General features: G+C 67.1%; 24 protein-coding genes. 11 read left to right on the top strand and 13 right to left on the bottom strand.

The annotated features are described in order from the left end of the window. Positions 1–1,011: a helix-turn-helix transcriptional regulator gene (locus G154_RS14575; RefSeq protein WP_023986266.1), complete on the bottom strand. Its 1,011-nt coding sequence runs from the start codon at positions 1,009–1,011 to the stop codon at positions 1–3. Between the two features lie 178 nt (positions 1,012–1,189). On the opposite strand from G154_RS14575, the gene urtA reads away from it, so the two are divergent. Genes urtA through G154_RS14540 form a run of 7 tightly spaced genes read left to right on the top strand, consistent with a single transcriptional unit; the run spans position 1,190 to position 7,443 of the window. Then, positions 1,190–2,428, top strand: a complete 1,239-nt coding sequence (urtA, locus tag G154_RS14570; protein ID WP_019511162.1) for an urea ABC transporter substrate-binding protein — start codon at positions 1,190–1,192, stop codon at positions 2,426–2,428. 3 nt (positions 2,429–2,431) lie between these two features. Continuing rightward, entirely contained in the window at positions 2,432–3,142 is a 711-nt protein-coding gene (locus tag G154_RS14565; protein ID WP_019511161.1) for an urease subunit beta, read from the top strand. A 1-nt stretch (position 3,143) separates the two neighbouring features. Then, positions 3,144–4,859, top strand: a complete 1,716-nt coding sequence (ureC, locus tag G154_RS14560; protein ID WP_019511160.1) for an urease subunit alpha — start codon at positions 3,144–3,146, stop codon at positions 4,857–4,859. Positions 4,860–4,870: 11 nt separating this feature from the next. Further along, entirely contained in the window at positions 4,871–5,488 is a 618-nt protein-coding gene (gene ureG, locus G154_RS14555) for an urease accessory protein UreG (RefSeq protein ID WP_019511159.1), read from the top strand. Then, a complete protein-coding gene (locus tag G154_RS14550; RefSeq protein ID WP_019511158.1) occupies positions 5,485–6,291 on the top strand; it encodes an urease accessory protein UreD in 807 nt (268 codons plus the stop codon). The genes ureG and G154_RS14550 overlap by 4 nt, the downstream gene beginning before the upstream one ends. After that, positions 6,288–6,767: a hypothetical protein gene (locus G154_RS14545; RefSeq protein WP_019511157.1), complete on the top strand. Its 480-nt coding sequence runs from the start codon at positions 6,288–6,290 to the stop codon at positions 6,765–6,767. Before G154_RS14550 ends, G154_RS14545 begins: the two co-directional genes overlap by 4 nt. Continuing rightward, positions 6,742–7,443 carry an urease accessory UreF family protein gene (locus tag G154_RS14540; protein WP_019511156.1) on the top strand — a complete coding sequence of 234 codons (702 nt, stop codon included), beginning with the start codon at positions 6,742–6,744 and terminating at the stop codon, positions 7,441–7,443. Before G154_RS14545 ends, G154_RS14540 begins: the two co-directional genes overlap by 26 nt. 55 nt (positions 7,444–7,498) lie before the next feature. Here the strand turns inward: G154_RS14540 and G154_RS14535 are convergent, their stop codons facing one another. Continuing rightward, the gene (locus G154_RS14535; protein ID WP_019511155.1) at positions 7,499–8,944 is read right to left on the bottom strand and encodes a CdaR family transcriptional regulator; all 1,446 of its coding nucleotides are present in this window, start codon (positions 8,942–8,944) and stop codon (positions 7,499–7,501) included. A gap of 114 nt (positions 8,945–9,058) precedes the next feature. Here G154_RS14535 and G154_RS14530 point away from each other — a divergent pair, with 114 nt between their 5' ends. From G154_RS14530 to G154_RS14515, 4 genes are read left to right on the top strand one after another with little or no spacing between them, the layout of a single operon-like run. After that, complete coding sequence (locus tag G154_RS14530; protein ID WP_019511154.1) at positions 9,059–10,156, top strand: alcohol dehydrogenase catalytic domain-containing protein; 1,098 nt, start codon at positions 9,059–9,061, stop codon at positions 10,154–10,156. Between the two features lie 40 nt (positions 10,157–10,196). Then, on the top strand, positions 10,197–11,618 hold the full coding sequence (locus G154_RS14525; RefSeq protein ID WP_019511153.1) for an APC family permease: 1,422 nt from the start codon (positions 10,197–10,199) through the stop codon (positions 11,616–11,618). Positions 11,619–11,634: 16 nt separating this feature from the next. After that, complete coding sequence (locus G154_RS14520; protein WP_023986269.1) at positions 11,635–12,486, top strand: NmrA/HSCARG family protein; 852 nt, start codon at positions 11,635–11,637, stop codon at positions 12,484–12,486. A 39-nt stretch (positions 12,487–12,525) separates the two neighbouring features. Beyond that, positions 12,526–13,698 carry a pyridoxal phosphate-dependent aminotransferase gene (locus G154_RS14515; RefSeq protein WP_019511151.1) on the top strand — a complete coding sequence of 391 codons (1,173 nt, stop codon included), beginning with the start codon at positions 12,526–12,528 and terminating at the stop codon, positions 13,696–13,698. Positions 13,699–13,810: 112 nt separating this feature from the next. Here the strand turns inward: G154_RS14515 and G154_RS14510 are convergent, their stop codons facing one another. The 11 genes from G154_RS14510 to G154_RS14460 all read right to left on the bottom strand — a co-directional run bounded on the left by G154_RS14510 (position 13,811) and on the right by G154_RS14460 (position 25,513). Next, a complete protein-coding gene (locus G154_RS14510) occupies positions 13,811–15,358 on the bottom strand; it encodes an NCS1 family nucleobase:cation symporter-1 (RefSeq protein ID WP_019511150.1) in 1,548 nt (515 codons plus the stop codon). Positions 15,359–15,437: 79 nt separating this feature from the next. Next, the gene (locus tag G154_RS14505) at positions 15,438–16,139 is read right to left on the bottom strand and encodes a GntR family transcriptional regulator (protein ID WP_023986270.1); all 702 of its coding nucleotides are present in this window, start codon (positions 16,137–16,139) and stop codon (positions 15,438–15,440) included. A 49-nt stretch (positions 16,140–16,188) separates the two neighbouring features. After that, the gene (locus tag G154_RS14500; RefSeq protein ID WP_019511148.1) at positions 16,189–17,103 is read right to left on the bottom strand and encodes an LLM class F420-dependent oxidoreductase; all 915 of its coding nucleotides are present in this window, start codon (positions 17,101–17,103) and stop codon (positions 16,189–16,191) included. A 72-nt stretch (positions 17,104–17,175) separates the two neighbouring features. After that, on the bottom strand, positions 17,176–17,613 hold the full coding sequence (locus G154_RS14495; RefSeq protein ID WP_019511147.1) for an SRPBCC family protein: 438 nt from the start codon (positions 17,611–17,613) through the stop codon (positions 17,176–17,178). An 89-nt stretch (positions 17,614–17,702) separates the two neighbouring features. Beyond that, entirely contained in the window at positions 17,703–18,782 is a 1,080-nt protein-coding gene (locus G154_RS14490) for a CaiB/BaiF CoA-transferase family protein (RefSeq protein ID WP_019511146.1), read from the bottom strand. Further along, a complete protein-coding gene (locus tag G154_RS14485) occupies positions 18,779–19,219 on the bottom strand; it encodes an SRPBCC family protein (protein WP_023986271.1) in 441 nt (146 codons plus the stop codon). Before G154_RS14485 ends, G154_RS14490 begins: the two co-directional genes overlap by 4 nt. A 38-nt stretch (positions 19,220–19,257) precedes the next feature. Continuing rightward, the gene (locus G154_RS14480; RefSeq protein ID WP_019511144.1) at positions 19,258–20,787 is read right to left on the bottom strand and encodes an MCE family protein; all 1,530 of its coding nucleotides are present in this window, start codon (positions 20,785–20,787) and stop codon (positions 19,258–19,260) included. 1 nt (position 20,788) lies between these two features. Next, positions 20,789–21,901 carry a virulence factor Mce family protein gene (locus G154_RS14475; protein WP_234713049.1) on the bottom strand — a complete coding sequence of 371 codons (1,113 nt, stop codon included), beginning with the start codon at positions 21,899–21,901 and terminating at the stop codon, positions 20,789–20,791. Positions 21,902–21,906: 5 nt separating this feature from the next. Next, complete coding sequence (locus G154_RS14470) at positions 21,907–23,193, bottom strand: virulence factor Mce family protein (protein WP_019511142.1); 1,287 nt, start codon at positions 23,191–23,193, stop codon at positions 21,907–21,909. Beyond that, a complete protein-coding gene (locus G154_RS14465) occupies positions 23,190–24,482 on the bottom strand; it encodes an MCE family protein (protein WP_019511141.1) in 1,293 nt (430 codons plus the stop codon). Before G154_RS14465 ends, G154_RS14470 begins: the two co-directional genes overlap by 4 nt. Further along, positions 24,479–25,513: an MCE family protein gene (locus tag G154_RS14460; RefSeq protein ID WP_019511140.1), complete on the bottom strand. Its 1,035-nt coding sequence runs from the start codon at positions 25,511–25,513 to the stop codon at positions 24,479–24,481. The genes G154_RS14465 and G154_RS14460 overlap by 4 nt, the downstream gene beginning before the upstream one ends. Positions 25,514–25,519 lie beyond the last annotated feature (6 nt).

Below are 25,519 nucleotides of genomic sequence, written 5' to 3'. Positions count from 1 at the left end.
CTAAGCGCTGTCGGCGGCCCAAACATTCCCCGCCAGCAGCCGCCCCGACAGCAGACCCCAGGTCACCGCGTGCGACACACACGCCGCCCGGTTACTCGCGCCGAGCTTGACCATCGCACTCTCCAGGTGGTGGCCCGCGGTCCGGACGCTGATGAACAGGCGGGCGGCGATCTGATTGTTCGTCAGACCCTGCGCCGCCAGGGTCAGGGCATCGAGCTCACGGGCGGTGATACCGAACGGCAGCGGGTCGCGGGTCACCAACAGCACACCGGAAAGACTGTCCCGCTCGAAGCGGCGGGCGGTGTCGATGATCCTGCTGTGCAACCAGGTGGTGCCGTCGAACCACCGGGTGGCTTCGGGTCGCAATCCCAAACCCGTTGTGCGGGAGGCCATCACCATTTCGGCCACCAGCATGCGATCCAGCGGGGCGGCGAAGGTGTCACCGTGGATCAGCAGATGCGCCTGTCCGTCACCGTCGATCGCCCAGGCCTGCGCCTCGGGCGCCATCAGCTCGGCGACCATGCGCGGTCGCGCGGAGAAGTCGAGCTGAGCGGCCATCTGTGCGCGCAGCGAATTGATCTCTGCCACATCGTCATCGGTGGGGTGGCGGGCGTCGTCACAGTTGACGTGGATAGTTCCGGCATAGCTGCCGTCCGCGGTCACCAGGCGCGCGGAAAGCCCCTCGTCGAAACCCGCCGGGGCGAAAACGCCCTGCACGGAGTAGGTATCGCGATACTCGGGGAAGTCGCGCCAACGCAACGCGCCGAGGCCGCGTACCCGCATCGAGTCGAACAGCGGGTCGTGGTCGATGAACCAGGTGTTCAGGTGCTCCATCACATGATCGGGGTAACCGTGGTTGGCGACGGCCACATGGCGGCGACGGATCGGATCCCACAGGCTGATCGCCGACGCCGACGAGGCCGACCGCGCGCTCAGCGCCTCGAGCATCTCGTGGGCGCGCGTCTCGATACTCGCGCTGCTACCCAGCACCTCCGCGTATGCGCCTGCCATCAGATCCTTCTTGTCACGTCCCCGAAAGCATGATGGGCAGGCCATGTTTCGCCGATGTTTCGCCTGCGCGGCGGACAGGCAACAGCACCGCAGAAATGGGAGATTCCTCCCATAGCCCACAAATCCCCTGGTTCCTACGCTGATCGCCAACGATCCACGACCAGCGAAGGCGACTCATATGAACAGAATCAGCGCGGGAGTGGCACTGCTCGCCACCACGACCATGCTCGCGGTCGGTTGCGGCAGTCGGGCCGGCGACGACGCCGGCGCGGCGGCGCAGGGCTGCGCGGACACATCGGGCTCCGAGGTCACCATCGGTTCGATCAACTCACTGTCGGGCGGTCTGGCCGTCAGCGAGTCGGTCATCCATGACGCGATCGCGATGGCCGTCGAAGAGATCAACGCCGGCGGCGGGGTGCTGGGCAAGCAACTCGACCTCGTGTCCGAGGACGGCGCATCGGATCCCACCGTGTTCGCCGAGAAGGCCAACAAGCTGGTCAATAGCGACTGTGTCGCAGCGGTTTTCGGTGGATACACCTCGGCAAGCCGCAAGGCGATGCTGCCGGTGTTCGAGGATTCCAACGCGCTGCTCTACTACGGTCAGCAGTACGAGGGTCTGGAGTCATCGAAGAACATCTTCTACTCGGGCGCCACCACCAACCAGCAGATCATCCCGGCCCTGGACTATCTCAAGCAGCAGGGCGTCACCTCGCTCTACCTGGTGGGCAGCGATTATGTCTTCCCGCGCACCTCCAATGCCATCGTCAAGGCCTACGCCGCGGCCAACGGTATCGAGATCAAGGGCGAAGACTATGTGCCACTGGACAGTACGAACTTCGCGACGATCGTCAACAAGATCCGCAGTGCCGGTGCCGACGCCATCTTCAACGTCGTGGTGGGCGGTTCTCTGACGGCATTCTTCCGGGAATACAACAGCGCCGGGCTGACCGCCCAGACCATGCCGGTGATGTCGATGTGCGTCGGTGAAGAGGAGGTCAAGAGCATCGGCGCCGACACCCTGGTCGGGCAGCTGTCGTCGTGGAACTACTACGAGACCCTCGACACTCCGGCCAACAAGAAGTTCGTCGCCGACTTCAAGGCCAAGTACGGTCCCGGCAGGGTCACCTCGGATCCGATGGAATCGGCCTACACCGCGGTGTATCTGTGGAAGGCGACCGTGGAGAAGGCCGACTCGTTCGCGGTGGCAGACATCCAGTCCGCGGCCGGCGGCGTCACCGTCGACGCCCCGGAAGGGGCGGTCACCATCGACGGCGAGAACCACCACGTCACCAAGACCGCACGCGTCGGCAAGGTCGTTCCCAGCGGCCTGATCGACCAGGTCTGGCAGTCACCGGAACCCATCACCCCCGACCCATTCCTCAAGAACTATCCGTGGGCCGAGGGAATCACGGGCTGACGCATGCATCTGACACCCAAGGACGAAGACCGACTGTTGGTGTTCCTCGCCGCCGAACTGGCCCGCAAGCACCGTGCGGCGGGCCTGGCGTTGACCTACGCCGAAGCCCGGGCACTGATCGCCGACGAGGTCATCGAGGCCGCCCGATCCGGCGCCGGGGTGGCCGAGGCCGCCGCCATCGGCGCCGATCTGCTCACCGATGACGATGTCATGCCCGGTGTGCGCACCCTGCTGGGTTCGGTTCAGGTCGAGGCATTCTTCGACGACGGGCAGAAGCTCGTCACCGTGCACGATGCGATCGGACCCGGCACCCGGACCGCCGACGAGATCGCGTTCACGCCGGGTGAGGTCCTGGCCGCCGACGGCGAGCTTGAGCTGAACGCCGGCCGGGCCAGCGTGTCGGTGAGCGTGCAGAACACCGGCGACCGCCCCATCCAGGTCGGTTCGCACTTCCACTTCTTCGAATGCAACCGGGCGCTGCGATTCGACCGGCGATCGGCATTCGGCATGCGGTTGGACATCCCGTCGGGGTTGGCGGTGCGCTTCGAACCCGGTGAGACGCAGGAGGTGTCGCTGACCTGCTACGGGGGTGACCGCGTGGTGATCGGTCAGAACGATGTCACCAACGGACGCACCGATATCCCGGCCGATGCGGCGCTGATGAGCGATGTGCGCGCCCGCGGTTTCCTGGACACCTCGGATTCGGAGAGCTGAGATGGCATACCGCATCAGCCGTGCCCGCTATGCCGAGCTGTACGGACCGACCACCGGGGACCGGGTGCGCCTCGCCGACACCGAACTCCTGGCCCGTGTCGAGGCCGACGCATGCGTCTACGGTGACGAGGCGGTCTTCGGTGGTGGTAAGACCATGCGCGAGGGCATGGCTGTGCACGGTGACATGACCAATGGTGATGGGGCGCTGGACTTCGTCATCACCAACGCCCTCATCATCGACGCCGTGTTGGGGATCCGTAAAGCCGATATCGGTATCCGAAACGGGCGCATCGTCGGGATCGGCAAGGCGGGCAACCCGCGCACCATGGACGGTGTGCACCCCGATCTGATCATCGGCGCGGGCACCGACATCCGCTCCGGTGAGGGCATGATCGCCACCGCGGGCGCCATCGACGTGCACGTGCACTTCGACAGCGCCGGCCTCGTCGAAGAGGCCATCTCCAGTGGCATCACCACCATGATCGGTGGCGGCCTCGGCCCGGTGACCGTCGGCATCACCTCGTCGGGGCCGACCAACCTGGCGCGCATGCTGCGGGCCGCGGAGGCCTTCCCGATGAACTTCGGTTTCATCGGCAACGGCAGCGCGTCCGGTACCGCACCGCTGATCGAGCAGGGACTGGCCGGCGCCATCGGGTTCAAGATCCACGAGGACTGGGGCGCCACCCCGGCGGCCATCCGGGCCTCACTGGACGCCGGCGACGAACTGGACCTGCAGGTGCAGATCCACACCGACACCCTCAACGAGTCCGGCTTCTACGAGGACACCATGGCCGCGATCGGTGGCCGGGTGATCCACACCTATCACGCCGAGGGGGCCGGCGGCGGTCACGCGCCGGACATCATGCAGGTCGTCGGCGAACCGTATTGCCTTCCGTCCTCGACCAATCCGACGAACCCCTACACGCTCAACACCTTCGACGAGCACCTCGACATGGTGATGGTGTGCCACCACCTCAATCCCCGCATCCCCGAGGATGTGGCCTTCGCCGAATCTCGGATCCGACGCGAGACGATTGCCGCCGAGGATGTCTTGCACGATATGGGCGCCATCTCGGCGATGGGTTCGGACTCCCAGGGAATGGGGCGCATCGGGGAGACCATCGCCCGCACATGGCAATTGGCCTCACATATGCGGGCCACCCGCGGACCCCTGCCCGCCGACGAGGGCACCGGCGCCGACAATGCCCGGATCCTGCGTTATATCGCCAAGCTGACCATCAATCCGGCCCGTCTGTTCGGGATCGATCACGAGGTCGGCTCACTGGAACCGGGCAAACTCGCCGATATCGTGCTGTGGGAGCCGAAGTTCTTCGGAATCCGGCCCGAGGTCGTGTTCAAGGGCGGTTTCCCGGCATGGTCGGTGATGGGCGAAGCCAACGCATCGCTGATGACGTGCGAGCCGTTGAAGTACCGCCCGCAGTGGGCGGCCTACGGGCAGACCCCGACCGATGTGTCGGTGAACTTCGTGGCAGCCGCGGCGATCGACGCCGGACTGGGTGCGCGGCTCGGCCTGCAGACCCCGCTGGTGGCCTGTCGGGGCTCGCGCGGACTGACCAAAGCCGATCTGCTGCACAACGATTACCTACCCGATATCCGCATCGAGCCCGACACCTACCGGGTGATCGTGGACGGCCAACTGTGCCAGAGCGTGCCGATGACGACGGTGCCGCTGGGCCGTCGGTACACGTTGAAGTAGAGGAGAACGCGATGGGCGAGGTACTTCGCATCGGTATCGGCGGTCCGGTCGGGTCGGGCAAGACCCGGCTGGTGGAGACGCTGGTGCCTGAACTGATCGGCAGGGGTCTCGGCGTTGCGGTGATCACCAACGACCTGGTGACCGACGAGGATGCCCAACGGGTGCGCCGTAGTGGGGTCATCGACCCGAACCGGGTGCTGGCCGTCGAGACCGGCGCCTGCCCGCACACCGCCATCCGTGAGGACCCGTCGGCGAATCTGGCCGCCGCCCGCCGGCTGGCGGCCGAATTCGACGACCTCGATCTGATTCTCATCGAGTCCGGTGGTGACAACCTGGCCGCCACCTTCACCTCCGACCTGGTGGACTACTGGATCTTCGTCATCGACACCGCCGGCGGCGACGATATCCCCCGTAAGAAGGGCATCGGGCTGCTGCAGGCGGATCTGCTGGTGGTCAACAAGATCGACCTGGCCGAGCTGGTGGGTGCCGATCTGGACGGGATGCGCCGCGACTGCGCGGTGGCCCGCCCCACCAAGCCGACGGTGTTCACCGATCTGCGCTCCGGATCCGGCGTGGACGCCCTGACCGAGGAGTTGCTGCGCGGTGTGATGCTCACGGCGCGAGCATGATCGCCCCCGGTGTGCTGAGCCTGCACACCCGCGCCGATGCCAGCGGCGCGACGCGGATCACCGGGCTGCGGCAGCGATACCCGCAGCGGGTGACCACCGCGCTGCACAGTGATCCCGCCTATCCCCACGCAGCCAATCTCTGTGTGCAGAGTCCCAGCGGCGGAACCTTTTCCGATGACGACCTGCGCACCACCGTGCGGTGTGCGTCCGGCACACATCTGCACCTCACCTCCCAGGCCGCCACCCAGGTGTTCGCCGGCGGCGGACCCGGCGCCCGGCATCGGTTGTCATTCGGTGTGGAGTCCGGGGCGGTACTGGAATACCTGCCCAAAACGATCATTCCGCAGGCTGATTCGACCTTTGTCCAGCAGTTGGAGGTCGATGTCGCACGCGGCGGGGTGTACATCGGCTGGGATGCCATCGCCGCCGGACGGATCGCACACGGCGAACGATTCCGGTACGCCGCCGTCGATACCGCTTTCACCGTGCGTATACAGGGCCGTGTGGTGGCACGGGACCGTCAACTGGTCACCGCGGACGCTGCCATCGGGGCCGACTATCTGGCCACCCTGCTGATCATCGCGCCGGACCGGTGCGTCACAGCCGTCCTGTCCGCCGTGCGCGCGGCGCTGGCCTGGCACCGGGACAGCGAGGGCGGGGCCGGGGAACTTCCCTCTGCTGCCGGTATTTTCGCACGAATCAGGGCGGAGAGCGCACCGGCGCTGCTCGCCGCGCAACTAGCACTGCACACCGCGGCTCGCACCATATTGGCCACCGCACCGATCGTCAGGAGCACCCCGTGATAGTCGATACCGTACTCGGACACGTCGATGATCCGGCATTCGCCGGCCGCCGACACCACCATGTCGACATCGGCTGGGGTGACGCTGGTAAACACCGGCAGCTCGTCACCACCGACACCGGTATCGAGGTGCGGATCATGCTGCCGCGCGGCACTTTCCTGCACCAGGATGCCGTGATCGCCGATGACGGTCACGCCATCGTGGTGGTCCGCCGTCCCGCCGAGCCCGCCATCCGGGTCAGGTTCGCCGACAACACCGCGCGCGCCATGCTGATGTTCGGACACCTGCTCGGCAACCAGCACGCCCCCGTCGACGTCGATGATGACGGTGTGACCGTTCCGCTGTTCACCAGCGCCGATGCCGCCAGGGACATGCTCGCCACGATGGGTGTCGTCGGTGAGGTGACCGACCTGGCGCTGGCCGGCCACGGTTGGGCGCGGACGTCCGCGGATGACCATGCCGGCCACCACCACTGACCTCACCACCGCACTGGCGCTGTGGTTGCAGCTACACGACAGTGCGTTCCCCGCCGGGCGGATGGTGCACAGCCACGGTCTGGAGGAGTGGTTGCATCGTCGCCCGGAGGCCGGTGCCGACGCCGTCGAAACGGTGGTCTGCGGATACCTGCGGCACGGTGTCGCGACGCTGGACGCCACCATCACCGCGCATGCCTGGCTCGCCGATGATCTCGACACCCTCGCCGACCTGGACGATCTTGCCGCGACCTACAAGCTGTTCGGCAATACCCGCACCGCCTCGGTGTCCGCGGGCGGCCAACTGGCGGCCACCGCTGTCGACATCGGGATCGGGCAACGGCATCCCTACCTGCTGGCGGTGGCGACGGGGGCGGTGCCCGGTCATGCCGCCGTGGTCGACGGAGTGGTGCAGGCGCTGTTGGGCATTCCCCGGGAGGTCGCCGTCATCGGCGTGCTGCGATCGATGATGGCCTCGTTGTTGAGCGCGGCGGTACGGCTCGGCAGGTTGGGCCCGCTGCAGAGCCAGCGCATCCAACTACGCAACGCCGAAGCGATGGCGGTGCTGGCGCACGCCGCCTGCGAACGGCCACTGAGCGAGTTGAGCAGCGTGTCACCGGCATTGGAGATCAGCGGGATGCGTCACGAGGAGCGGACATCGCGGTTGTTCGCGACCTGATCGTCCGGTCATTCGATGACTGCGCTGAACTCCGCTTCGACGAGGGGACCGCGCCTCAGCCGGTCGCCGGACTCTTGAGAGCCCGGATGGCCAGCCACGCGGCCGTCCGGTCGTCGGGGCTGGCCATCGACAGCCCGGTCAGCTCCTCGATACGGCGGATCCGCGCCGCCAGCGTCTGACGGTGCACCTGAAGCCGGCTCGCCGAGGATCCCCAGGCACCGTGCTCGGCCAGGTAGATCTCCAGGGTGCGGGTCAGCTCGCCGTGCCGGCCACCGTCGTCGCGCAGCGGGTCCAGTATCGCGGCGACGCGCGTCATCGCGCTGTCGTCGAGGTGATCCAGCACGTAGGAGACGGTGGCCAGGGAGCGGTACCAGACGACCGGGCGCGAATCGACCACCGCGATCTCGAGCGCCTGTCGTGCCTCTGCGGCGGTGCGGGCGAGCAACTCCGGCGTCGCAGCCGATCCCAGCCCCATCCGCAGCGGCATACCGGCCTCGGTCAGTCGTTCTGCCATCGCGGCGAGTTCCGGGGCCCGGTCCGCACCGATGAATCCCAGCACCCGACCCCGTTCGGCGGACACCATGTGGACGGCTCCCAGTTCGTCGAGCCACCGGATGGACTGTCGTTCCGGGTCGATCGCGCTCGATCGCGATGCCACCGCGAAGGCCGTCAGCGATTGTTCGTGAACGCCCCAGCGCCGCAGCAGTGTTGCGGCCTCCACACCGCCACGCAACAGTGTCGACAGCAGCACCTCACGCCCCAGACGCTCGGTCGCCGGGTGATTGGCGGTGTGCAGTAACAGATCCAGCAGGGCGGCCACCTGGGAGGCCAGATCCCTGCTGCGACTGGTGGATCCGCGTGCCCCGATCACCAGGTAGGCGCTGACGTCGGCACCCTGGCCCACCGGATGCACCTGCAGGCCTGGATGCCGGATCCGCACCCGGCGCCCGAATGCGGCCGAACCCGCGTCACGCACGTGCAGACTGCCCGCGCCGGCAGTGGTGATCACCTCGCCGTGGGCATCGAGAAGCACTGCCCAGCCGTCGATCCGGTGTGCCAGCTCGGCCACCACCGCCACCACACCGCCGCGGCGCGCCACCTGCGTGAGCACCTTGGTCCCCGTGGTGACCCTGCGGTCCTCGGCGGCCTGGTCGGCGGCGATCAATGCCGTCAGCCGCGCATGCACGACATCGGCGGACAGCTGCGGCACGGCGACCGCGGTTCTCGCCCCACCGACGAGGGCATCGCGCAGTCCGCCATCCAGGGATCCGCCGGCGATGATCGCCACGCATCCGGCCAGCGGCGCCTTCGCGGCACCGGCGGCCAGCGTCAGCGCCCAGTCCCCGGGGGCGGCCACCACCAGCGTCGTGTACCCGGGCGAACTGGGCAGCACCAGATCGGCCAGCGCCACGCTGTCCTCGACCGGCGTCGCCCCGTCGACGGCACCGGCGACCAGCTCGGCGCCGAAATGCTCGGCGATCGCCCGCACGTCATAGGCCACATCGGAAGTGTACAAAATGATGGTTTGATCTCACTCGATCACAATTTTTGCGGCTGTCCACGCGCTGGTGCGCTCCCTACGATTCGGAGCATTCCCGCAATCAGAGGAGCCCGAGTGAAAGCGATCGTCTTCCGTGATCCCGCCACGCCCATCGAGTACGTGGACGTCGACCTGGCCGGCCCCAAGCCCGGCGAGGTGCGGGTGAAGATCGCCGCCGCCGGGGTCTGCCATTCGGATCTGCACGTCAAGCGCGGCGAGTGGGATGCGAAGGCCCCGCTGGTGATGGGCCACGAGGGCTCCGGCGTGGTCACCGAACTCGGCGAGGGTGTCACCACGCTGGCAGTCGGCGACCACGTGGTGCTCTCCTGGGTACCGCCGTGCGGCGAGTGCCGCTACTGCCGCTCCGGCCACGAGGCCCGCTGCCAGAAGGTCGCCACGGTCGTCGCACCCCTGGGCACCCTGTTCGACGGCACATCGCGGCTGTCGCGCAACGGCGAGACGGTGCACCACTATCTCGGGGTCTCCTCGTTCGCCGAGGAGGTCATCGTCCCGGCCTCGGGTGCGGTGAAGGTGCGCGAGGATGCCCCGCTGGACGTCATCGCCGTTGTCGGCTGCGCGGTGGCGACCGGTGTCGGCGCCGTGCTCAACACCGCCGCGGTCGAGCCGGGGGCCTCCGTCGCAGTGATCGGGTGCGGCGGCGTGGGCCTCAACGTCATCCAGGGCGCGAAACTGGCCGGAGCGAGCCGGATCATCGCCATCGACGTCCGCGACGACAAGACCAAGATGGCCGTGCAGTTCGGCGCCACCGACCGCATCAACGCATCCACTGGCGACGCCGAGGAACAACTGCGCGAGCTCATCCCCGACGGCGTCGACTACGCCTTCGACGCGTTCGGCCACACCGGCACCACCGAGCAGGCCATCCGGATGCTGGGCCTGGGCGGGGCGGCCGTCGTGGTCGGCCTGCCGCCCACCGGCGCCAAAGCCTCCTTCGAACCGCTGGTGCTCGCCGAAGCCGACCAGCGCATCCTGGGCTCCAACTACGGATCGGTCCGCCCCTCGATCGACATCCCCGCACTCGTGGATCGGTACATGGACGGTCAGCTCAAGCTCGACGCCCTGATCTGGGCCAGCCGGCCACTGAACGAAGCGGCGGCGGCGTTCGAGGACCTGGAATCCGGCGAAGCGCTGCGCACCCTGCTCATTCCCTGACCTCACCGGCGTACAACGACTTTCGATACAAAGGAGCCGAATGGCCACCACGAACCCGCCCGTCGACGCCGGCCTGCGTCACGGGGTGATGTCCGGTCCGGAGCTGGCCGCGCAGGCCATCGCCAACATCGCGCCCAGCGCCGTCATCGCCTTCACCGCGGCGGCCATCTATCTGAGCGCGGGCACCGGCACCATCTTGTCGTTCGCGCTGGCGACGGTGGTCATCCTTTCGGTCGGGTACTGCGTGGTGGTGTTCGCCCGCCGCAATGCCTCGGCCGGCTCGCTGTACACCTATGTGTCCAAGGGTCTCGGCCCGTTCGGGGCCTACCTGGCCGGTGTCGCGCTCCTGGTCGGCTGCTGGGGCATCGCCGCCGGATCCCTGGGCGGCGCGATCTCCTACACCAGCGACTTCCTGGTCTCCCTGGGCATCCCGGCCGGCGGTACCGTCGCCACGATTGTGCTCGCGGTCGTATTGGGCGGGTTGGCAACGCTTTTCACGATCCGAGGAATCCGGCTCTCGGCCCGGGTCTCGTTGACCCTGGAACTGATGTCGGTCACCATCATCATGATCCTGCTGGTGCTGGCGCTGGTGTGGGCCGGACCGGCCGCCTGGGATCCGTCACAGTTCTCGCTCAGCGATGTCCCGGGGCAGGGTGTCGCCGCGGGCATGGTGCTCGGCATCCTCGGATTCGTCGGGTTCTCTTCCGCCGACGCACTGGGCCGCGAGGCGCGGAACCCCTACACGGCGATACCGCGGGCCATCATGTGGAGCGCACTGGTGGTGGGTGTGCTCTATGTGTTCGCCGCCTACACCCAGATCGCGGTGCTGCAGGAGGGACTGGCCGACAGCGCGAATCCGTTGCAGGACATCGCCACTCTGATCGGCATGCCGACCTGGTTCAATCCGATCCTGCTGTTCGGGGTGGGTGCCTCGTTCTTCGCGGTCGTGGTCGCCCCGCTGAACGTCGTCGGCCGCATCGGGTACGTGATGGGCAAGGAGGGCGTGGTCGCCGACCGCTTCGGTCGCACCCATGACGGTCACCTGACACCGCACCGGGTGCTGCTGATCGCCGGGCCCGCCGCGATAATCCTGGACATCATCCTGCTGGCAGCCGGCGTGCATCCGATGGACATCGTGGTGTGGGTCGACACCTACGCCACCTACGGGTACATGATCGCGTACTCGCTGGTCGCCGCCGCCTGTGTGGTCTACACCCGGCGCGCCGGGCTACCGAACCGGCTGGTCTGGATCACCGCGGTGATCGCGATCCTGGCCATGGCCTACACCTTCTTCGCCAATGTCTATCCGGTGCCGACGTTCCCGCTGAACATCCTGCCTTATCTGTTCCTGGCCACGATCGCCGTCGCCCTGGGCTGGTACTACCATCTGGTGCGCAACCGGCCCGAGGTGATCGCCCGGATCGGCCAGACCGAGACGGACACGCTGGAGGGCGTCGGCTGAGCACTACCCTGTGGTGATGACCGGACATTTCGCGGTACTGGGAGCCACCGGCGCACAGGGTGGCGCAGTGGTCAAAGCGCTACTGGAGGCCGGGGCGACGGTGCGCGGGATCACCCGCCGCACCGATTCACGTGCGGCGCTGCGACTGGCCGAGGCCGGCGTCGAGGTGGTGGCCGCCGATCTGTCCGATGAGGCGTCGGTCGCGCAGGCCTTCTCCCGCGTGACCGGGGCCTACGCGCTGACCACCCCGTTCGAGGAAGGACCGCAGGCCGAGATCGCGCAGGGCCGGACCATCCTGGCCGCCGCCCGGTCGGCGCAGGTGCCGCACCTGGTGTTCTCGTCGGTCGCCGATGCCGATCAGCACACCGGCATACCGCATTTCGACAGCAAGGCCGTGGTCGAGGCCGAGCTGGCCGGATCCGGCCTGTCGTACACCATCGTCGGGCCGTCCTATTTCTATGACAACATGCTCGGCGGTCTCGACGACATCAAGGCCGGGGTGTTCGAGCTTCCGCTGCCCGCCGACGCGCCGCTGCAGCAATTGTCCCGGCGTGATCTCGGGCGGTTCGTCGCCGCGGTGCTGGCCGATCCCGATCCGGTGCGCGGCGCGCGCATCGACCTCGCCTCCGATGAGCCGTCCGGTCGGCAGATGGCGGCCGCCCTATCCGAAACTCTCGGCCGTCCGGTCGAATTGGTGACCCACGATCCGTCGCAGATCGGCTCGCCGGACATGCGGGCCATGTTCACCTTCCTCGCCGCGGGTGGCTACACCGTGGATATTGCCGCACTGCACGCGCAGTATCCGCGGATCGGCTGGCAGAGCTTCACCGACTGGATCGACACCGACCTGCGGCCGCTACTGGGCTGACGGTCACGGGGCTGCCGGGAGGGCAACTAGTCTTGGCCCATGACCGTCTCCCGCCTGCAGCCCTACGCGGTGACGATCTTCGCGGAGATGTCGGCACTGGCCGCCAAGATCGGCGCGGTGAATCTCGGACAGGGTTTCCCTGACGAGGACGGCCCCGCCCAGATGCTGAAGGTCGCTCAGGACGCCATCGCCGGCGGCGTCAACCAGTACCCGCCGGGGTTGGGCATTCCAGAGTTGCGCAACGCGATCGCCGCGCAGCGCCGGCGACGGTACGGCATCGAGTACGACCCGGATTCCGAGGTGCTGGTGACCGTCGGCGCCACCGAGGCGATCGCGGCTGCGCTGCTGGGCCTGGTCGAGCCGGGGTCCGAGGTGCTGGTCATCGAGCCGTTCTACGACTCCTATTCCCCCGTCATCGCGATGGCGGGATGTCACCGTGTCACGGTCCCCCTGGTACCCGCCGGCCGCGGTTTCGCCCTCGACGTCGAGGCGCTGCGCGCCGCGGTCACCCCGCGCACCCGGGCACTGCTTCTCAACTCGCCGCACAACCCGACCGGCATGGTGCTCAGCGACGCCGAACTGTCGGCGGTTGCCGCGCTGGCGACCGAGCACGATCTGCTGGTGATCACCGACGAGGTGTACGAGACCCTGGTCTTCGGCGTGGAGCATCGCCCGCTGGCGGGCTACCCGGGTATGCGCGGGCGCACCGTCACGATTTCCAGCGCGGCCAAGATGTTCAACGCCACCGGTTGGAAGATCGGCTGGGCGTGCGCGGCACCCGAGTTGATCGCCGGTGTGCGAGCGGCCAAGCAGTACCTGACGTATGTCGGCGGGGCACCGTTTCAGCCCGCCGTCGCGTACGCACTCGATCACGAGGATGACTGGGTGGCCGGTTTGCGCGCCGATCTGCAGGCCAAGCGTGACCGCCTCGGCGACGCATTGGCCGATCTGGGCTTCGAGGTGCACGACAGTGCCGGCACCTACTTCCTGTGCGCGGATCCGCGACCCCTCGGTTACACCGACAGCACGGCGTTCTGCGCCGAACTGCCGCACCGGGCCGGGGTCGCGGCCATCCCGATGTCCGCGTTCACCCGCGCCGACCCGGACAACCCCGCGGATGACTGGAATCATCTGGTGCGCTTCGCCTTCTGCAAGCGCGACGACACCATGGACGAGGCGATTCGCCGGCTCCAGGTGTTGCGGGGGCGCTGAACGGGCTTATCCGCTCGCGCCGACCACGAGTGAGACGTTGTCGCGTTGTCCGGCACGGAATTCACGCAACAACGTCACACTCGGGCGTCACACTCTCGGCCCTGCCCGAGGTTCAGGACAGCGACGCGGCAACCAGCTTGTCGCGGGTGCCCAGCAGGTAGTACACCGCGAAGCCGACACCACAGCCGATGAACCAGCTGTACTGGGCGGCAGTGTACATGCCCGGGACGCTGCCGCCGAGCAGCACCGGGATCACCGCAAGGACCGCGCCCAGCACCGTGGCGATCACCGCGACGCGGTTGTATCCCTTGGTGTACCAGTACTTTCCGGATTCGGCCATGGTGAACAGATCATCGATCACGACCTTCTGCTTGCGCACCAGGTAGTAGTCGGCGATCAGGACACCGAACAGCGGACCGATGAACGCGCCCAACGTCTCCAGCGTGTAGTGGATGACCTCGGGGTTGGCGTACAGGTTCCACGGGGTGATCAATACCGAACCGACCGCGGCGATCATGCCGCCCGCGCGCCAGCTGATGCGTTGCGGGCTGACGTTGGAGAAGTCGAAGGCCGGTGAGATGAAGTTGGCCACGATGTTGATGCCGATGGTGGCGATGGTGAACGTCAACGCGCCCAACACGATGGCGAAGGTGCTGTCGATGCGGGCCACCGTCTCCACCGGATCGGTGAGCAGTTCCCCGAACACCGGCAATGTCAGTGACGCCGTGACGACCACCAGCACCGAGAACACCAGGAAGTTCACCGGCAGGCCCAAGAAGTTGCCCCGCTTCACCGCCTCGAAGGACTTGCCGTAGCGGGAGAAGTCACCGAAGTTGAGCATCGGTCCGGAGAAATAGGAAACGACCAGTGCGATGGCACCCAACATGACCGGCACCGCCGACCAACCGGTGTGGGTGACCGCACCGAGGTTCAGATCGATGGCTCCCCACCCGGCCTTGTAGATCAGGTAGCCGCACAGCATGAACATCACCACATAGACTGCCGGACCGCAGAAGTCGATGAACTTGCGGATCGACTCCATGCCGCGCCAGAACACGCAGGCCTGCAGCACCCAGAGCAGCAGGAAACTGCACCAGCCCAGCAACGAGAGCCCGGCAAAGCCATAATCCTCGACCACCGCATACGGCATCAATCCGGGAAAGAGCTTGAGCAGCACGACATCCAGCGCCGCCGATGCGAGGTAGGTCTGGATTCCGTACCAGGCCACCGCGATCAACCCGCGGATGATGGCCGGGATGTTGGCACCGAGCACGCCGAAGACGGTGCGGCAGATCACCGGGTACGGGACGCCGGTGGCCTGACTGGGCTTGGCCACCAGATTGCAGAAGAAGTAGACGATGGTGATGCCGACGAGCAGCGCCACCAACACCTGCCAACTGGCCAGGCCGAGCGCGAACAGACTGCCCGCGGTGACATAACCGCCGACGCTGTGCACATCCGACATCCAGAACGCGAAGATGTTGTATGAGGTCCAGGACTGCTTGCCCAGCGGTGCGAGGTCCTCATTGGTCAGCCGCGGGTCGTAGCCGGGCTTGATGACGCCGCCGCCGACGGGGTGGCCGGCGGCTTCGACGATGTCACCGGCGCCGACGGCGGCTCCCGGTGGCGCGCTATTGGGTGGGACAACGGTTTCGGTCATGGTTGCCGACTATGCGACCGGTTTGTTTCCCCGCCGTTTCCCCGGACTTATCTTCTCGGTTGCGGGCGAAATATATTCCTCAGGCCAACAGGCCCGTATCGCGCGGTAGCGTCGCGATGACGGCATTGAGCCGCCCGGCATGGTGTTCGGCGACCGCCAGCAGACCGGCCACATCGCCGGCGAGGAATGCCTCCAGCATGGCGCGGTGATCGGAATGCAGCTCGGCCCGATCGGCGGGACTGACGTGGACCATCGATTGCACCGGCTCGGTCACGTTCCATGCCGCCTCAAGCATGTGCAGAAGGCGGTGCATGCGTGACGGTGCGGTCAACGCGGCGTGAAACTGCCGGCTACCGCGGTGATACGCCGCGCCGTCTCCGTCGCTGATGGCCTGTTCGAGGCGTTGATTGGCCAAGACCGCGGTGGCGCGGTCGGCATCGGTGGCGTTGTAGACCGCGGCGGTCAGCGACGCTGACTCCAACGTCTCCCGCACGATGTACATCTCCCTGAGCTCCTGCGCGGTGAGCAGGGCGATGGTGTATGCCCCGTTGCGTCGGTGCGTCACCAATCCCTCGGCCACCAGGGTCTTGAGCGCCTCGCGGATGGGAATTGGGCTGACCCCGAACAGGTCGGCCACCTCGGCCGGCGGAATCGGAGTGCCCGGTGGCACGCCACCGTCGAGGATGGCACGGCGCAACTCGACGAGGATCTCGTGCTGCGATGTCCTGGTCCGGTCGGCAACCAGGCGGTCGAGCAGCGCCGAACGTCGCACCGGCATCATCGGTTCACGGTAAGCCGCGGATGTTGCCGCCGTGTTGCCCGGTTCGTACCTACAGCGAAGAAGCGACCTCCCAGAGCCGCTCCAGCGTCGGCAACGAATGATCCAGCGGGCTCAGCGCCACGTCGGTGGCCCCCGCGTCCAGATAGCGACGCAGCTGTGCGCGCACCGTCGCGGCGTCACCGACGGCGGCCAGGTCGGCGATCGAATCGAGCTGTTCGCGCTCGATAACCCTCTGATACGAGGGAATGGTCGCGTAGAAGGCCAAGGTGTCGGCCGCGAGTGTGCGTCCGGCGTCGACGTCATCGGTGATCAACGCGGGCACCATCGCGATGATCTTCGGGGCGGGCCTGCCCGTGGCGGTGGCAGCCGCGGTGATCTGGGGGACGATGAACTCCCCGACCGTGCGGGGTCCGGCCAGATACGGCAGCGTGCCGTCGGCCAGTTCACCGGTGACCCGCAACGCCTTGGGACCCATCGCCGCCACGTATACCGGGACCGGAGTCCCGCCGGCCACCGATACCGGCCACTCGGGGCCTGCGCTGAACTCCGCACCGTGGAAGTCGACCGCGCCGTCGTCGAATACCGCGCGCAACACCTGCAGGTGCTCGCGCAGCCGCGCCACCGGATTCGGCCATGATCGACCGAAGGCATCCTCCTCGGGCTTGTGTGCGCCCAGCCCGATCCCGAGGCTGAAGTTGCCGTGTGCGGCGGCCTGCGCGGTCTGGGCCTGCGCGGCGACGATCAGCGGGTGCCGTGGATTCAGCGGGACGACGGAGGTGCCGACACCGAGTCCGGGCACGGCGGCGCCGATCAGGCCGGCCAACCCGATGGCGTCGTGATCGAACTGCTGGGCCAGCCAGATCTGGCGGACCCCGGCGTCGTGGGCGCGGCGGGCCTGGGCGATGGCGTCGTCGACATGGTTGGCCGACTGTCGGTTGGGAACGAGAACGATTCCGGTGGGCATGTACCGGACAGCGACCGGGCGGCGGTCAGAATTCCTTTTGCCGCACGCCGATTCTGACCTTCGGCTTCCCGGTCAGCCGTAGAACCGGCAGACCCGGGCGCGCAGTCGGTCGACGGCGGCGTCGAGGACGAGCTTCTTGGCGCGCCGGATCAGGAACTCCGGGATGGGTGCGGCCAGATCGATGATCAGGTCGAAACGGACCCGGGTGCGGTCGCCCTCGCGGATCAACTTGTACTCACCGTGCTGACCGCGCTGCTGGAAGGTGTCCTGGGCGTCCCAGACCATCCAGTCCTCACCCCAGTGATATTCGAGCATCTCCTTGTCGGTGATGCCCATGATCTTCACGGTCGCCTTGACGTGATGGGGCCTGCCATCCGGATGACGATCCACCACCTCGGTGGCCCTGTGCAGGGTTGACCACGTCGGCACCTCGTCGATGTCGGCGAGCGCATCCAGGATCGCCTCCGGCGAGGCGTCGAAGAGAACTTCCCTCGACGCTCTGACAGCCATCAGGCAAATATAAGACCGTCCTTATATTGCCGCAAGGATTTTGTCGAACTGGTTTTAACTAATTGACGTCAAGTTCTTCAGCAAAGCCGTCACCATCCGAGGTCGGCGAGCTCGGTGGCGTGCTGCGGTGGAACACCGACCTGTCCGGCCGGCGTGCGGGAGAACCGTGGCGCCGGCGCGGCCTGCCGCACACCCCCGACGTCGATCAGGGTGTCGCGCGCCCGCAGGTGCGCGCTGTCGGCGGCCTCGGCCCAGCTCAGCACCGGCGTGACGCAGGCGTCGGTGCCGGCGAACACCGCCATCCACTCGGCACGCGTGCGCGTGGCAATTCGCGCCTCGAACGCGGCGCGCAGTTGCGGCCAGCGGTCGCGTTCGAACTGCCCCGGCACCTCGTCGGCCCGTAACTCCAGGCCGGCGAGCAACGCCGCGAAGAACTGTGGCTCGATCGCCCCGACCGCCAGGTGACCGCCGTCGGCCGTCTCATAGGTTCGGTAGAACGGGGCGCCGCCGTCGAGCAGGAACGACTCGCGTTGATCGGCAAGCGATCCCGTCGCCTTCATGGTCCACATCATCTGAGCCAGCATGCTGACCCCGTCGACCATCGCCGCGTCGATCACCTGTCCCGCTCCGGACCGCTCACGCTCGTAGAGCGCGGCCAGGATCCCGGCCAACACCAGCATGGAACCCCCGCCGAAATCGGCGACCAGGTTCAGCGGTGCGACGGGCGGGCGATCCCGATACCCGATGGCGCTCAGCACCCCGGTCTGGGACAGATAGTTGATGTCGTGCCCGGCGGTCTGCGCCAACGGCCCGTCCTGCCCCCACCCGGTGATGCGCGCATAGATCAGCCGCAGGTTCACCGCGGTGCACTCGTCGGGCCCGATGCCGAGCCGCTCGCAGGTGCCGGGGCGGAAACAGTCCAGCAGCACATCGGCTTTCGACACGAGGTCGAGCAGCGCCTGCGGTTCGCGCTTCACATCGAGGTCGACGACGCGCTTACCCCGGTGCAGCAGGTCGACGTTCTCGGCAGGCATCTGCAATGAACCGGGGCGACGGACGCGCACCACGTCGGCGCCCAGATCGGACAACATCATCGCCGCGTGCGGCCCGGGCCCGATCCCGCCGAGTTCGACGATCCGGACGCCCGCGAGCGGACCGGTGGGAGTCACCCCTTCTTGACCTTGAGCACCTGCTTGCGCAACCCGTCGGTGGCCACGTCGATGGCGCCGGACATGACCTTCTTGAGCAGGAACCCGGGCAACGGGATCGCCAGGTCGATGGTCATGTCGAACCGGACGCGGGTCTTGTCCCCCTCGGGCGTCAGGGTGTAGCTGCACTCCTGGGATTTCAGCTGACTGGCCTTGACCAACACCCAGCTGACCTTGTCCTCCGCCCACGTGTAGTCGATCGTCAACTGATCGCTGATACCGACGGTCTTGATGGTCTGGACGACACGGTGGGGGCGGCCCTCCGAGTCCCGGTCGACCACCTCGGCCTTCTGATACTGGGGAGACCACGACGGGGTGGATTCGACGTCGGCGACGACGGCGAGGATCTCCTCCGGGGTCGCCTCGATGACCACTTCACGGGTAACGCTGGTTGCCATGGGCTGACAGTAGCGACCGCGGGACCGCCCCGGGTGCACTATGCCGACGGCACCAGCATGGACTCCCAACTGCGTTCGCCCGACTGCGCCAGGTCCCGCTGTGTATAGCGCCTGCCGTCGGGGCCGATGTACGAGCCGGTGGCCGGGTCGTACACCGCGACCGCGACATTCTGCGGTGCACCGCCGACCGACGTCCCGGCGATCGGTCCGGTCGGCTGCGGTGCACCGGCGGGCTCGGTCGCGTTCGAGTTGCCACCTCCGATCGGCGGTGGAGGTTCGCCGGGTGCGGACACCCCGGGCGGGTACTGCGGCACGCCCTGCCCACTGAGCGTCGCGTTCGGGTCGCCCTTCCAGTTGTAGCCGTCGTTGAGCGGGACGTACTCCTCATCGCTCTCGCAGATCTCCACGGTGGGCGCGCGTTTCCACGGTTTCGTCTCGCACGGGATGTTGCGCACCCCGCGGACGTTGAGATCGGAGTTCTGCGGCACCCGGCAGTACAACTCCCCCGATGGGCGGTCCGGGGCGTCGACGTCGGTGGGGATGCGCTGCTGGCGGGCCGGTAGGAATCCGGTGTTGCACGGCGGCGGCCAGTTCAGGTTCAGGTTGAAGTCCAGATAGATTCCGCGGTACGCCTGTTTGGTGTTCGCATTGGCCGTGGTGATCGCGGACATGACGGCCGTGCCCTGCGGGTACAACACAAGCAGTTGCTCCAGATCCGCGCGGTAGGTCACCGCGATATCGCCCAGGCTGACCATGTTCGCCAGTAGGACCGGTAGCGCGGGGGCGAACCGGTCGAACAGCGCCTGGCCCTCCTGCAGGGCGGGTCCGCCCTGGTTGAGCAGATCGCCGAAAGCGGCGTCCTGAGCCGCGAACTGGCCGGTCACCGACGCCATCCGCGACGCCCATGTCTGGATCGAATCGGCGGTCCGCGCTTGGGAGTCCAGCACTTCCGGCGACTGGTCGATCAACGTGGTCAGCTGATCGGTGACGGTACCGGCATCGGTGGCAATGGCGGTCGAACCGTCGACGATCCGGGCGAGTTCGCGTCCGAGACCGCCGACCGCGGTGTCGGCCTCGTCGACCAGGGTGCGCAGATTCTCCCGCGGAATGGCTTGCAGCGCAGTATTGGTCGCATCGAGCAGACCGGCGATATCGGCGGGCACCGATACCCTGCCGGCCGCGATGGCATCGCCGTCGTGCAGGTTCGGGCCACCCGCACCGTTCGGGGTCAGTTCGACGAACTGCTCACCGATGGCCGACCGGCTGTGCACCGCGGCGGAGACATCGGCGGGTACCGGGGTGTCCGATTCCAGTGTGAGGACGGCCCGAACCCCGACGTCGGTGACATCGACGGAGGTGACGCGACCGATCTCGTCACCGCGGTAGGTCACCACCGATGTCGGATAGAGCCCGCCGGAACGGGGCAGCTCGAGGGTGACCTGATAGCGCCCGACACCCAGCAGCGCCGGTGCTTGGACGAACCCGAAAAGCATGACCGCGCCGGCGATCACGGTGACCGAGCCGAGGACGGCCAGTTGGATCCAGACCTTGTGGTGCAGACGTATCACCTCAGTACGCCCCCCACCGGTACGGTGCGACCAGCGGGTTGCCCGCCGTGTACGGGCTCGGCATGGTGCCGATGGTGCGGCCCCACTGCATCTCCAGTTCGGTCAGGTTGCCTTCCCACCGGGTACCGGTGAAGATGCTGCTGTCCAGCCGGCTCAGGGTGAGATCGACGATGAGGCTGATATTGGCGAAGTCGCCGCGGAACCAGTTCGGGATGGTGCTCTTCACCCACGGGTAGGTGGACAGGAAGTCCAGCCCCCGGGTGAGGGCGGGTCCGGCATCGGCGAGCTCGCGGAACACCGGTGCGATCTGGCGCAGATTGTTCACCAATGATTCGCGGCTCTGCTGCACCGTCGAGTTCGCGATGGCGCTGAACTTGCCGAGCGCGTCGATGGCATCGGCCAGTTTGGTGCGCGAGTCGGCGAGAACCTTCAGCGCCTGCGGCATGGTCGTCAGCGCCCGGTCGACGACGACGTCGTTGGCGGCGACCTGTCCGGCGAGGTCGTTGAGATGTTCGGTGGCGGTGATGATGTCATCGGTTTGTGCGTTCAACGCGCTGATGAAGGAGTCCAGTTGGGTGAGCAGACTGCGCATATCGTCTTCACGCCCGGCCAGTGCTGTCGCGAAGCTCTGGTTGATCTCCTGCAACTGAGCCAGCCCGCCGCCGTTGAGCAGGACCGACACCGAGGCCAGGGTCTGCTCCGTGGTGGGGTAGGTCGCGGCCGCGGACAGCGGTATCACCGAACCGTCGGTCAATCGGCCCTGCGGGACCGCGTCGGTGGGTGGGGCGAGCTCGATGTGCATGGAGCCCAGCAAACTGGTCTGGCCGACCTTGGCCGTGGCGTTGGCGGGCAGCACGACGTCTCCGTCGATCCGCATGGTGACCAGGGCGTGCCAGTCCTGAACCTCGATCTTGGTGACGTTTCCGACGTTGACGTCGGCAACGCGGACGCGGGTGTTCTGCTGGATGACCACCACGTCGGGTAGCTGCGCCTGGATGGTGTAAGCCCCGTCGCCGGTGCCCGCGGTACCGGGCAGGCTCAACGAATTCAGGCCTCGCCACTGGCATCCCGGAACCAGTGCCAGCACCGCAATGAGGATCCCGACCAGCGCTATGCGGCTCACGGGGTGCCGCCCGGCACCATCAGACCGGGCAGACCGGCGGCGGGGTCGGTCGGTACCGCGGGGCCCTCGGCGGCCAGCATGCCGATCGGGTCCGGCGGCGGTGGCGCAGCGGCAACGAAGTCGGGTCGCAGATGGTTCTCGCTGTAGGTGATCTCGTTGGGGCGTGCGGTGGCCCCGACGAACGGGTTTCCACCGATCGGCAGGAAGTTGTACTGCCGGTTCTTGACGATCGGCGCCAGATATTGCGTGCAGAGTTTCGCGGATTGTTCGCTGTTCAACCGGGAGGCGGCCTGCACTGCGCCACAGATGAATCCGACAGTGTTGGCGAAATTGCCCAGTGCCATGATGCCGGTGACCGCGGCCTGCGCAGGTTGATAGATGTTCATGAAGTTCTGGAACACCGTCGGTGCGACGTGCAGGACCTGTTTGACATCACCTCGGCGATCGTTGAGCGCGGTGGTGACGGCGGTGAACCGGTCGACGGTGGTGCCCAGTGATTCCCGATTGTCGGCGATGAACCCGCGCAGATCGGTGACGGCCGCATCGAGACCTGAGGTGGCGTCGGCGATCTCGTCGGGGGTGTTCGACAGCACGGTCGACACGTCGGCGAGGTTCACGTTGAACCTGGCCATCAGGTCACTGCTGGCAGACAGCGCCGACACCAGCATTTGCAGGTTGCGGACGGTGCTGAAGATATCGGTGCTGTGGTCACCGAGCACCGACATCGCCTGCGAGAGTTTGAGGACGGTGTCACGGGCGGTGCCGCCCTGGCCGCGCAGGTTCTCCGCTGCGCTGTTGATGAATTCACCGACGGCGTTCGGGCCTCCGGGCGTCGTCGGCTGCAGGGCTTCGGTGAGCTTCTGCAATTGCGCGCGGAAGTCGTCCCATTCCACCGGAACGGCCGTGCGCTCCAGCGGGATCGCGGCGCCGGCGGCGAGTTTCGGTCCACCGTCATAGGCGGGCACCAGTTGGATGGCCCGGGCGCTCACCAGGGACGGGGAGAGCACGGCGGCCCGGACGTCGGCGGGCACCGGGTAGCGGGCATCCACCGAGAAGGTGACCTTGATGTTCTGCGGTTGCGGCTCGATCGATTCGATATCTCCGACGGCGACGCCGAGAATCCGGACCTCGTCACCGACATAAAGGCCGTTGGTGTTGGCGAAATAGCCGACGTAGGTGTTGGTGACGACCCGGTCCCACCACGAGGTGCCCACGACCGAGATGCCGACGACCAGCAGCACCGACAGCACGGCGGCCAGCGCGATCCGCAACTTCGCCGTCATGGTGCGACCTCACCGGGCGCGGGAACATACACCGCGGTCGGGCCGACCGGCACAGGACCGGCGAACCCGGGCGGGGGTGCTGCCGGCGGACCCGGCGGTGGGCCACCCGGTGGCGGGCCGGGTAGCGGCTGCCGGTAAGGGTACCGCGGATCGCCTGGATGCCCGGTGATGGCATCGGGCAGAGTGAGATTCGGCTCGCCACCCTGGCCGGTGCGCGGGAACGGCACCGGCAGCGCCGGGGTACCGGGTTGGCCCACGCCGGGATCGACCAGCTGCGAGGGCACCCGCACGTTCGGGTCCAGACCCAGATCCGAGAAGGCCGCATCGACGAACGGTTGGACGAATTGGCCGGGCAGCAGGTTCACCAGCGAGGCCTTGAAGAACGGGCCGGAGCCGAGCACCTCACCAAAGGACATCGCGTAGCGGCGCAACAGGTACAGCGTGCGCTGCAGTTCCTGTTTACGGTTGTCCAGGATCGACAGCACTCCGTTGAGCTTGTCCAGGGCGGGTTGCAGTTGTTCGCGGTTGTCGGCCACCAGGCCGGACAGCTGGGCCGATGCCGCTGCCAGATTGCCCATGAACGCGTCCACCGAATCTCGTTGTGACAGTAGCTCGGCCAGCAGGGCGTTTGCGTTGACCACGAGCGAGGCGATCTGGTCGCTGCGCTTGGCCAGCACTCCGGTCACCTTGTCGGCATCGGCGAGCAGGGTGCGCAGCTGGGCGTCGCGGGTGTTGAGGGTGTCGGAGAACTGCGCGACACCTTCGAGGGCGAGCTTCAGGTCGGCCGGGGTGTTCTGGAAGGTCTCGGCCAGGGTCGACAATGCGGTGGACAGTTGGGTGGTGTCCAGCCCGCTGATGGTGGTGGTGAGATCCCCAAGGGCGGTGGGCAGATCGTAGGGTGAGGTGGTCCGTTCCAGCGGGATGGTCCCGTCGAGTTCGCCGTCGCCCTGCGGGGTGAGTTCGAGCATCTTGGTGCCCAGCACCGTCTCGGTCTTGATGGCCGCCTCGGTGCGGTCACCGAGTTCGACGTCGTCATCGACGGTGAACTCGACGAGAACCTTGGTGCCCTCCAACGTCACGCTCGACACGCGACCGACACCGTATCCGGAGACCCGGACATCGCTGCCCGGTTTGATACCACCGGCCTCGGCGAAATACGCGGTGTAGTCCGAAGTCCCCTTGATGACGGGCAATTTGTCGTAGGAGAAGGCGGCTGCCACGACCGCGACCAGCACAAGGGTGCCCACGGCTCCGACGGCCGCGCGGTTGCGTTCGGCGATGGGTTTCATTTCTTCGGTGTGCACCTTCCGGTGTCCTGGCCGGCCAGCTTGATGTACACGGGTTGACCGCCCTTCCCGTTGACCTTGAGCGCGGCGTCGCACAGGTAGAAGCCGAAGTAGTCGCCGTAGAGGCCCTGCCGGGCCAGGATCTGGTAGGTATCGGGCAGGGTCCGCACCAACTCGTCGACGTAGTCGTGGTCGGCCATGATCTGTCCGGCCACCCGGTCCGTCTGTGTTACTGCCTCTTTCACCGGTTCCCGGGCCTGCACCAACAGGTCGGCGACGGTACCGGCCGCAGCACTGATATGCGCCACGCCGGCGGCGATATCGTCGCGACGGTCGGCAAGACCCCGCACCAGGCTCGACAGGTCACCCAGCCCCGCGGAGAACTGGTCATCGCGTGCGGCGAACGTACTCAGCACGGTGTTGAGGTTGGTGATCACCTGTCCGATCAGCTCGTCGCGTCCGGCCAGCGTCTTGGTCAGCGCCGAGGTCTGGGCCAGCACCGAGGACACCGTGCCGCCCTGGCCCTGGAACACCTTGAGTAGTTGCCCGGACAAGGCGTTCACCTGGTCGGGATCCAGCGCTCGGAACAGCGGCCGGAAGCCGCCGATCAACGCGTCGACATCGAGGGCGGGGTGCGTGCGCTCCAGCGGGATGGTCTGGCCGGGCTGTAGCGGTCGCACCGAACCGGGTCCCTCTTCCAGTGCGAGGTAGCGGTCGCCGATCAGGTTTTCGTAGCGCACCGCGGCCGTGGTGCCCTCGGTGAGGGACAGGCCCCTGTCGACGGCGAATTCGACGGTGACGGTGCCGTCCTTGTGCAGGGTCAGGTTGGTCACCTTGCCCACCTCGACGCCGGCGATGCGGACGAAGTTGCCGCCCTTGAGGCCGGAGATGTTGGTGAACACGGCGCTGTAGGAGACCCGCGAGTCGAAGCGGAACTGCCCGAAGACGGTGACGAGGGCGAACAGGAACACCAGGCACATGGCGGTGAACCCCGCGACCCGCACCACGGTACCGGTGATGCTCTTGCGGCGCATGACAGG

It is taken from the genome of Mycobacterium sp. VKM Ac-1816D (genome assembly GCF_000416385.1).
GTDB classification, from domain to species: domain Bacteria; phylum Actinomycetota; class Actinomycetes; order Mycobacteriales; family Mycobacteriaceae; genus Mycobacterium; species Mycobacterium neoaurum_A.
This window is presented reverse-complemented; position numbering and strand designations above follow the sequence as displayed.

What these genes read in the sequence shown, in the direction of transcription:
- G154_RS14465 (WP_019511141.1), bottom strand. Translation starts at nt 24,482, where the DNA reads ATGAAACCCATCGCCGAACGCAACCGCGCGGCCGTCGGAGCCGTGGGC.
- G154_RS14485 (WP_023986271.1), bottom strand. Translation starts at nt 19,219, where the DNA reads ATGGCAACCAGCGTTACCCGTGAAGTGGTCATCGAGGCGACCCCGGAG.
- G154_RS14520 (WP_023986269.1), top strand. Translation starts at nt 11,635, where the DNA reads ATGACCGGACATTTCGCGGTACTGGGAGCCACCGGCGCACAGGGTGGC.
- G154_RS14575 (WP_023986266.1), bottom strand. Translation starts at nt 1,011, where the DNA reads ATGGCAGGCGCATACGCGGAGGTGCTGGGTAGCAGCGCGAGTATCGAG.
- G154_RS14540 (WP_019511156.1), top strand. Translation starts at nt 6,742, where the DNA reads ATGACCATGCCGGCCACCACCACTGACCTCACCACCGCACTGGCGCTG.
- G154_RS14565 (WP_019511161.1), top strand. Translation starts at nt 2,432, where the DNA reads ATGCATCTGACACCCAAGGACGAAGACCGACTGTTGGTGTTCCTCGCC.
- G154_RS14460 (WP_019511140.1), bottom strand. Translation starts at nt 25,513, where the DNA reads ATGCGCCGCAAGAGCATCACCGGTACCGTGGTGCGGGTCGCGGGGTTC.
- G154_RS14470 (WP_019511142.1), bottom strand. Translation starts at nt 23,193, where the DNA reads ATGACGGCGAAGTTGCGGATCGCGCTGGCCGCCGTGCTGTCGGTGCTG.
- G154_RS14550 (WP_019511158.1), top strand. Translation starts at nt 5,485, where the DNA reads ATGATCGCCCCCGGTGTGCTGAGCCTGCACACCCGCGCCGATGCCAGC.
- ureG (WP_019511159.1), top strand. Translation starts at nt 4,871, where the DNA reads ATGGGCGAGGTACTTCGCATCGGTATCGGCGGTCCGGTCGGGTCGGGC.
- G154_RS14510 (WP_019511150.1), bottom strand. Translation starts at nt 15,358, where the DNA reads ATGACCGAAACCGTTGTCCCACCCAATAGCGCGCCACCGGGAGCCGCC.
- G154_RS14515 (WP_019511151.1), top strand. Translation starts at nt 12,526, where the DNA reads ATGACCGTCTCCCGCCTGCAGCCCTACGCGGTGACGATCTTCGCGGAG.
- G154_RS14525 (WP_019511153.1), top strand. Translation starts at nt 10,197, where the DNA reads ATGGCCACCACGAACCCGCCCGTCGACGCCGGCCTGCGTCACGGGGTG.
- G154_RS14505 (WP_023986270.1), bottom strand. Translation starts at nt 16,139, where the DNA reads ATGATGCCGGTGCGACGTTCGGCGCTGCTCGACCGCCTGGTTGCCGAC.
- G154_RS14500 (WP_019511148.1), bottom strand. Translation starts at nt 17,103, where the DNA reads ATGCCCACCGGAATCGTTCTCGTTCCCAACCGACAGTCGGCCAACCAT.
- G154_RS14495 (WP_019511147.1), bottom strand. Translation starts at nt 17,613, where the DNA reads ATGGCTGTCAGAGCGTCGAGGGAAGTTCTCTTCGACGCCTCGCCGGAG.
- urtA (WP_019511162.1), top strand. Translation starts at nt 1,190, where the DNA reads ATGAACAGAATCAGCGCGGGAGTGGCACTGCTCGCCACCACGACCATG.
- ureC (WP_019511160.1), top strand. Translation starts at nt 3,144, where the DNA reads ATGGCATACCGCATCAGCCGTGCCCGCTATGCCGAGCTGTACGGACCG.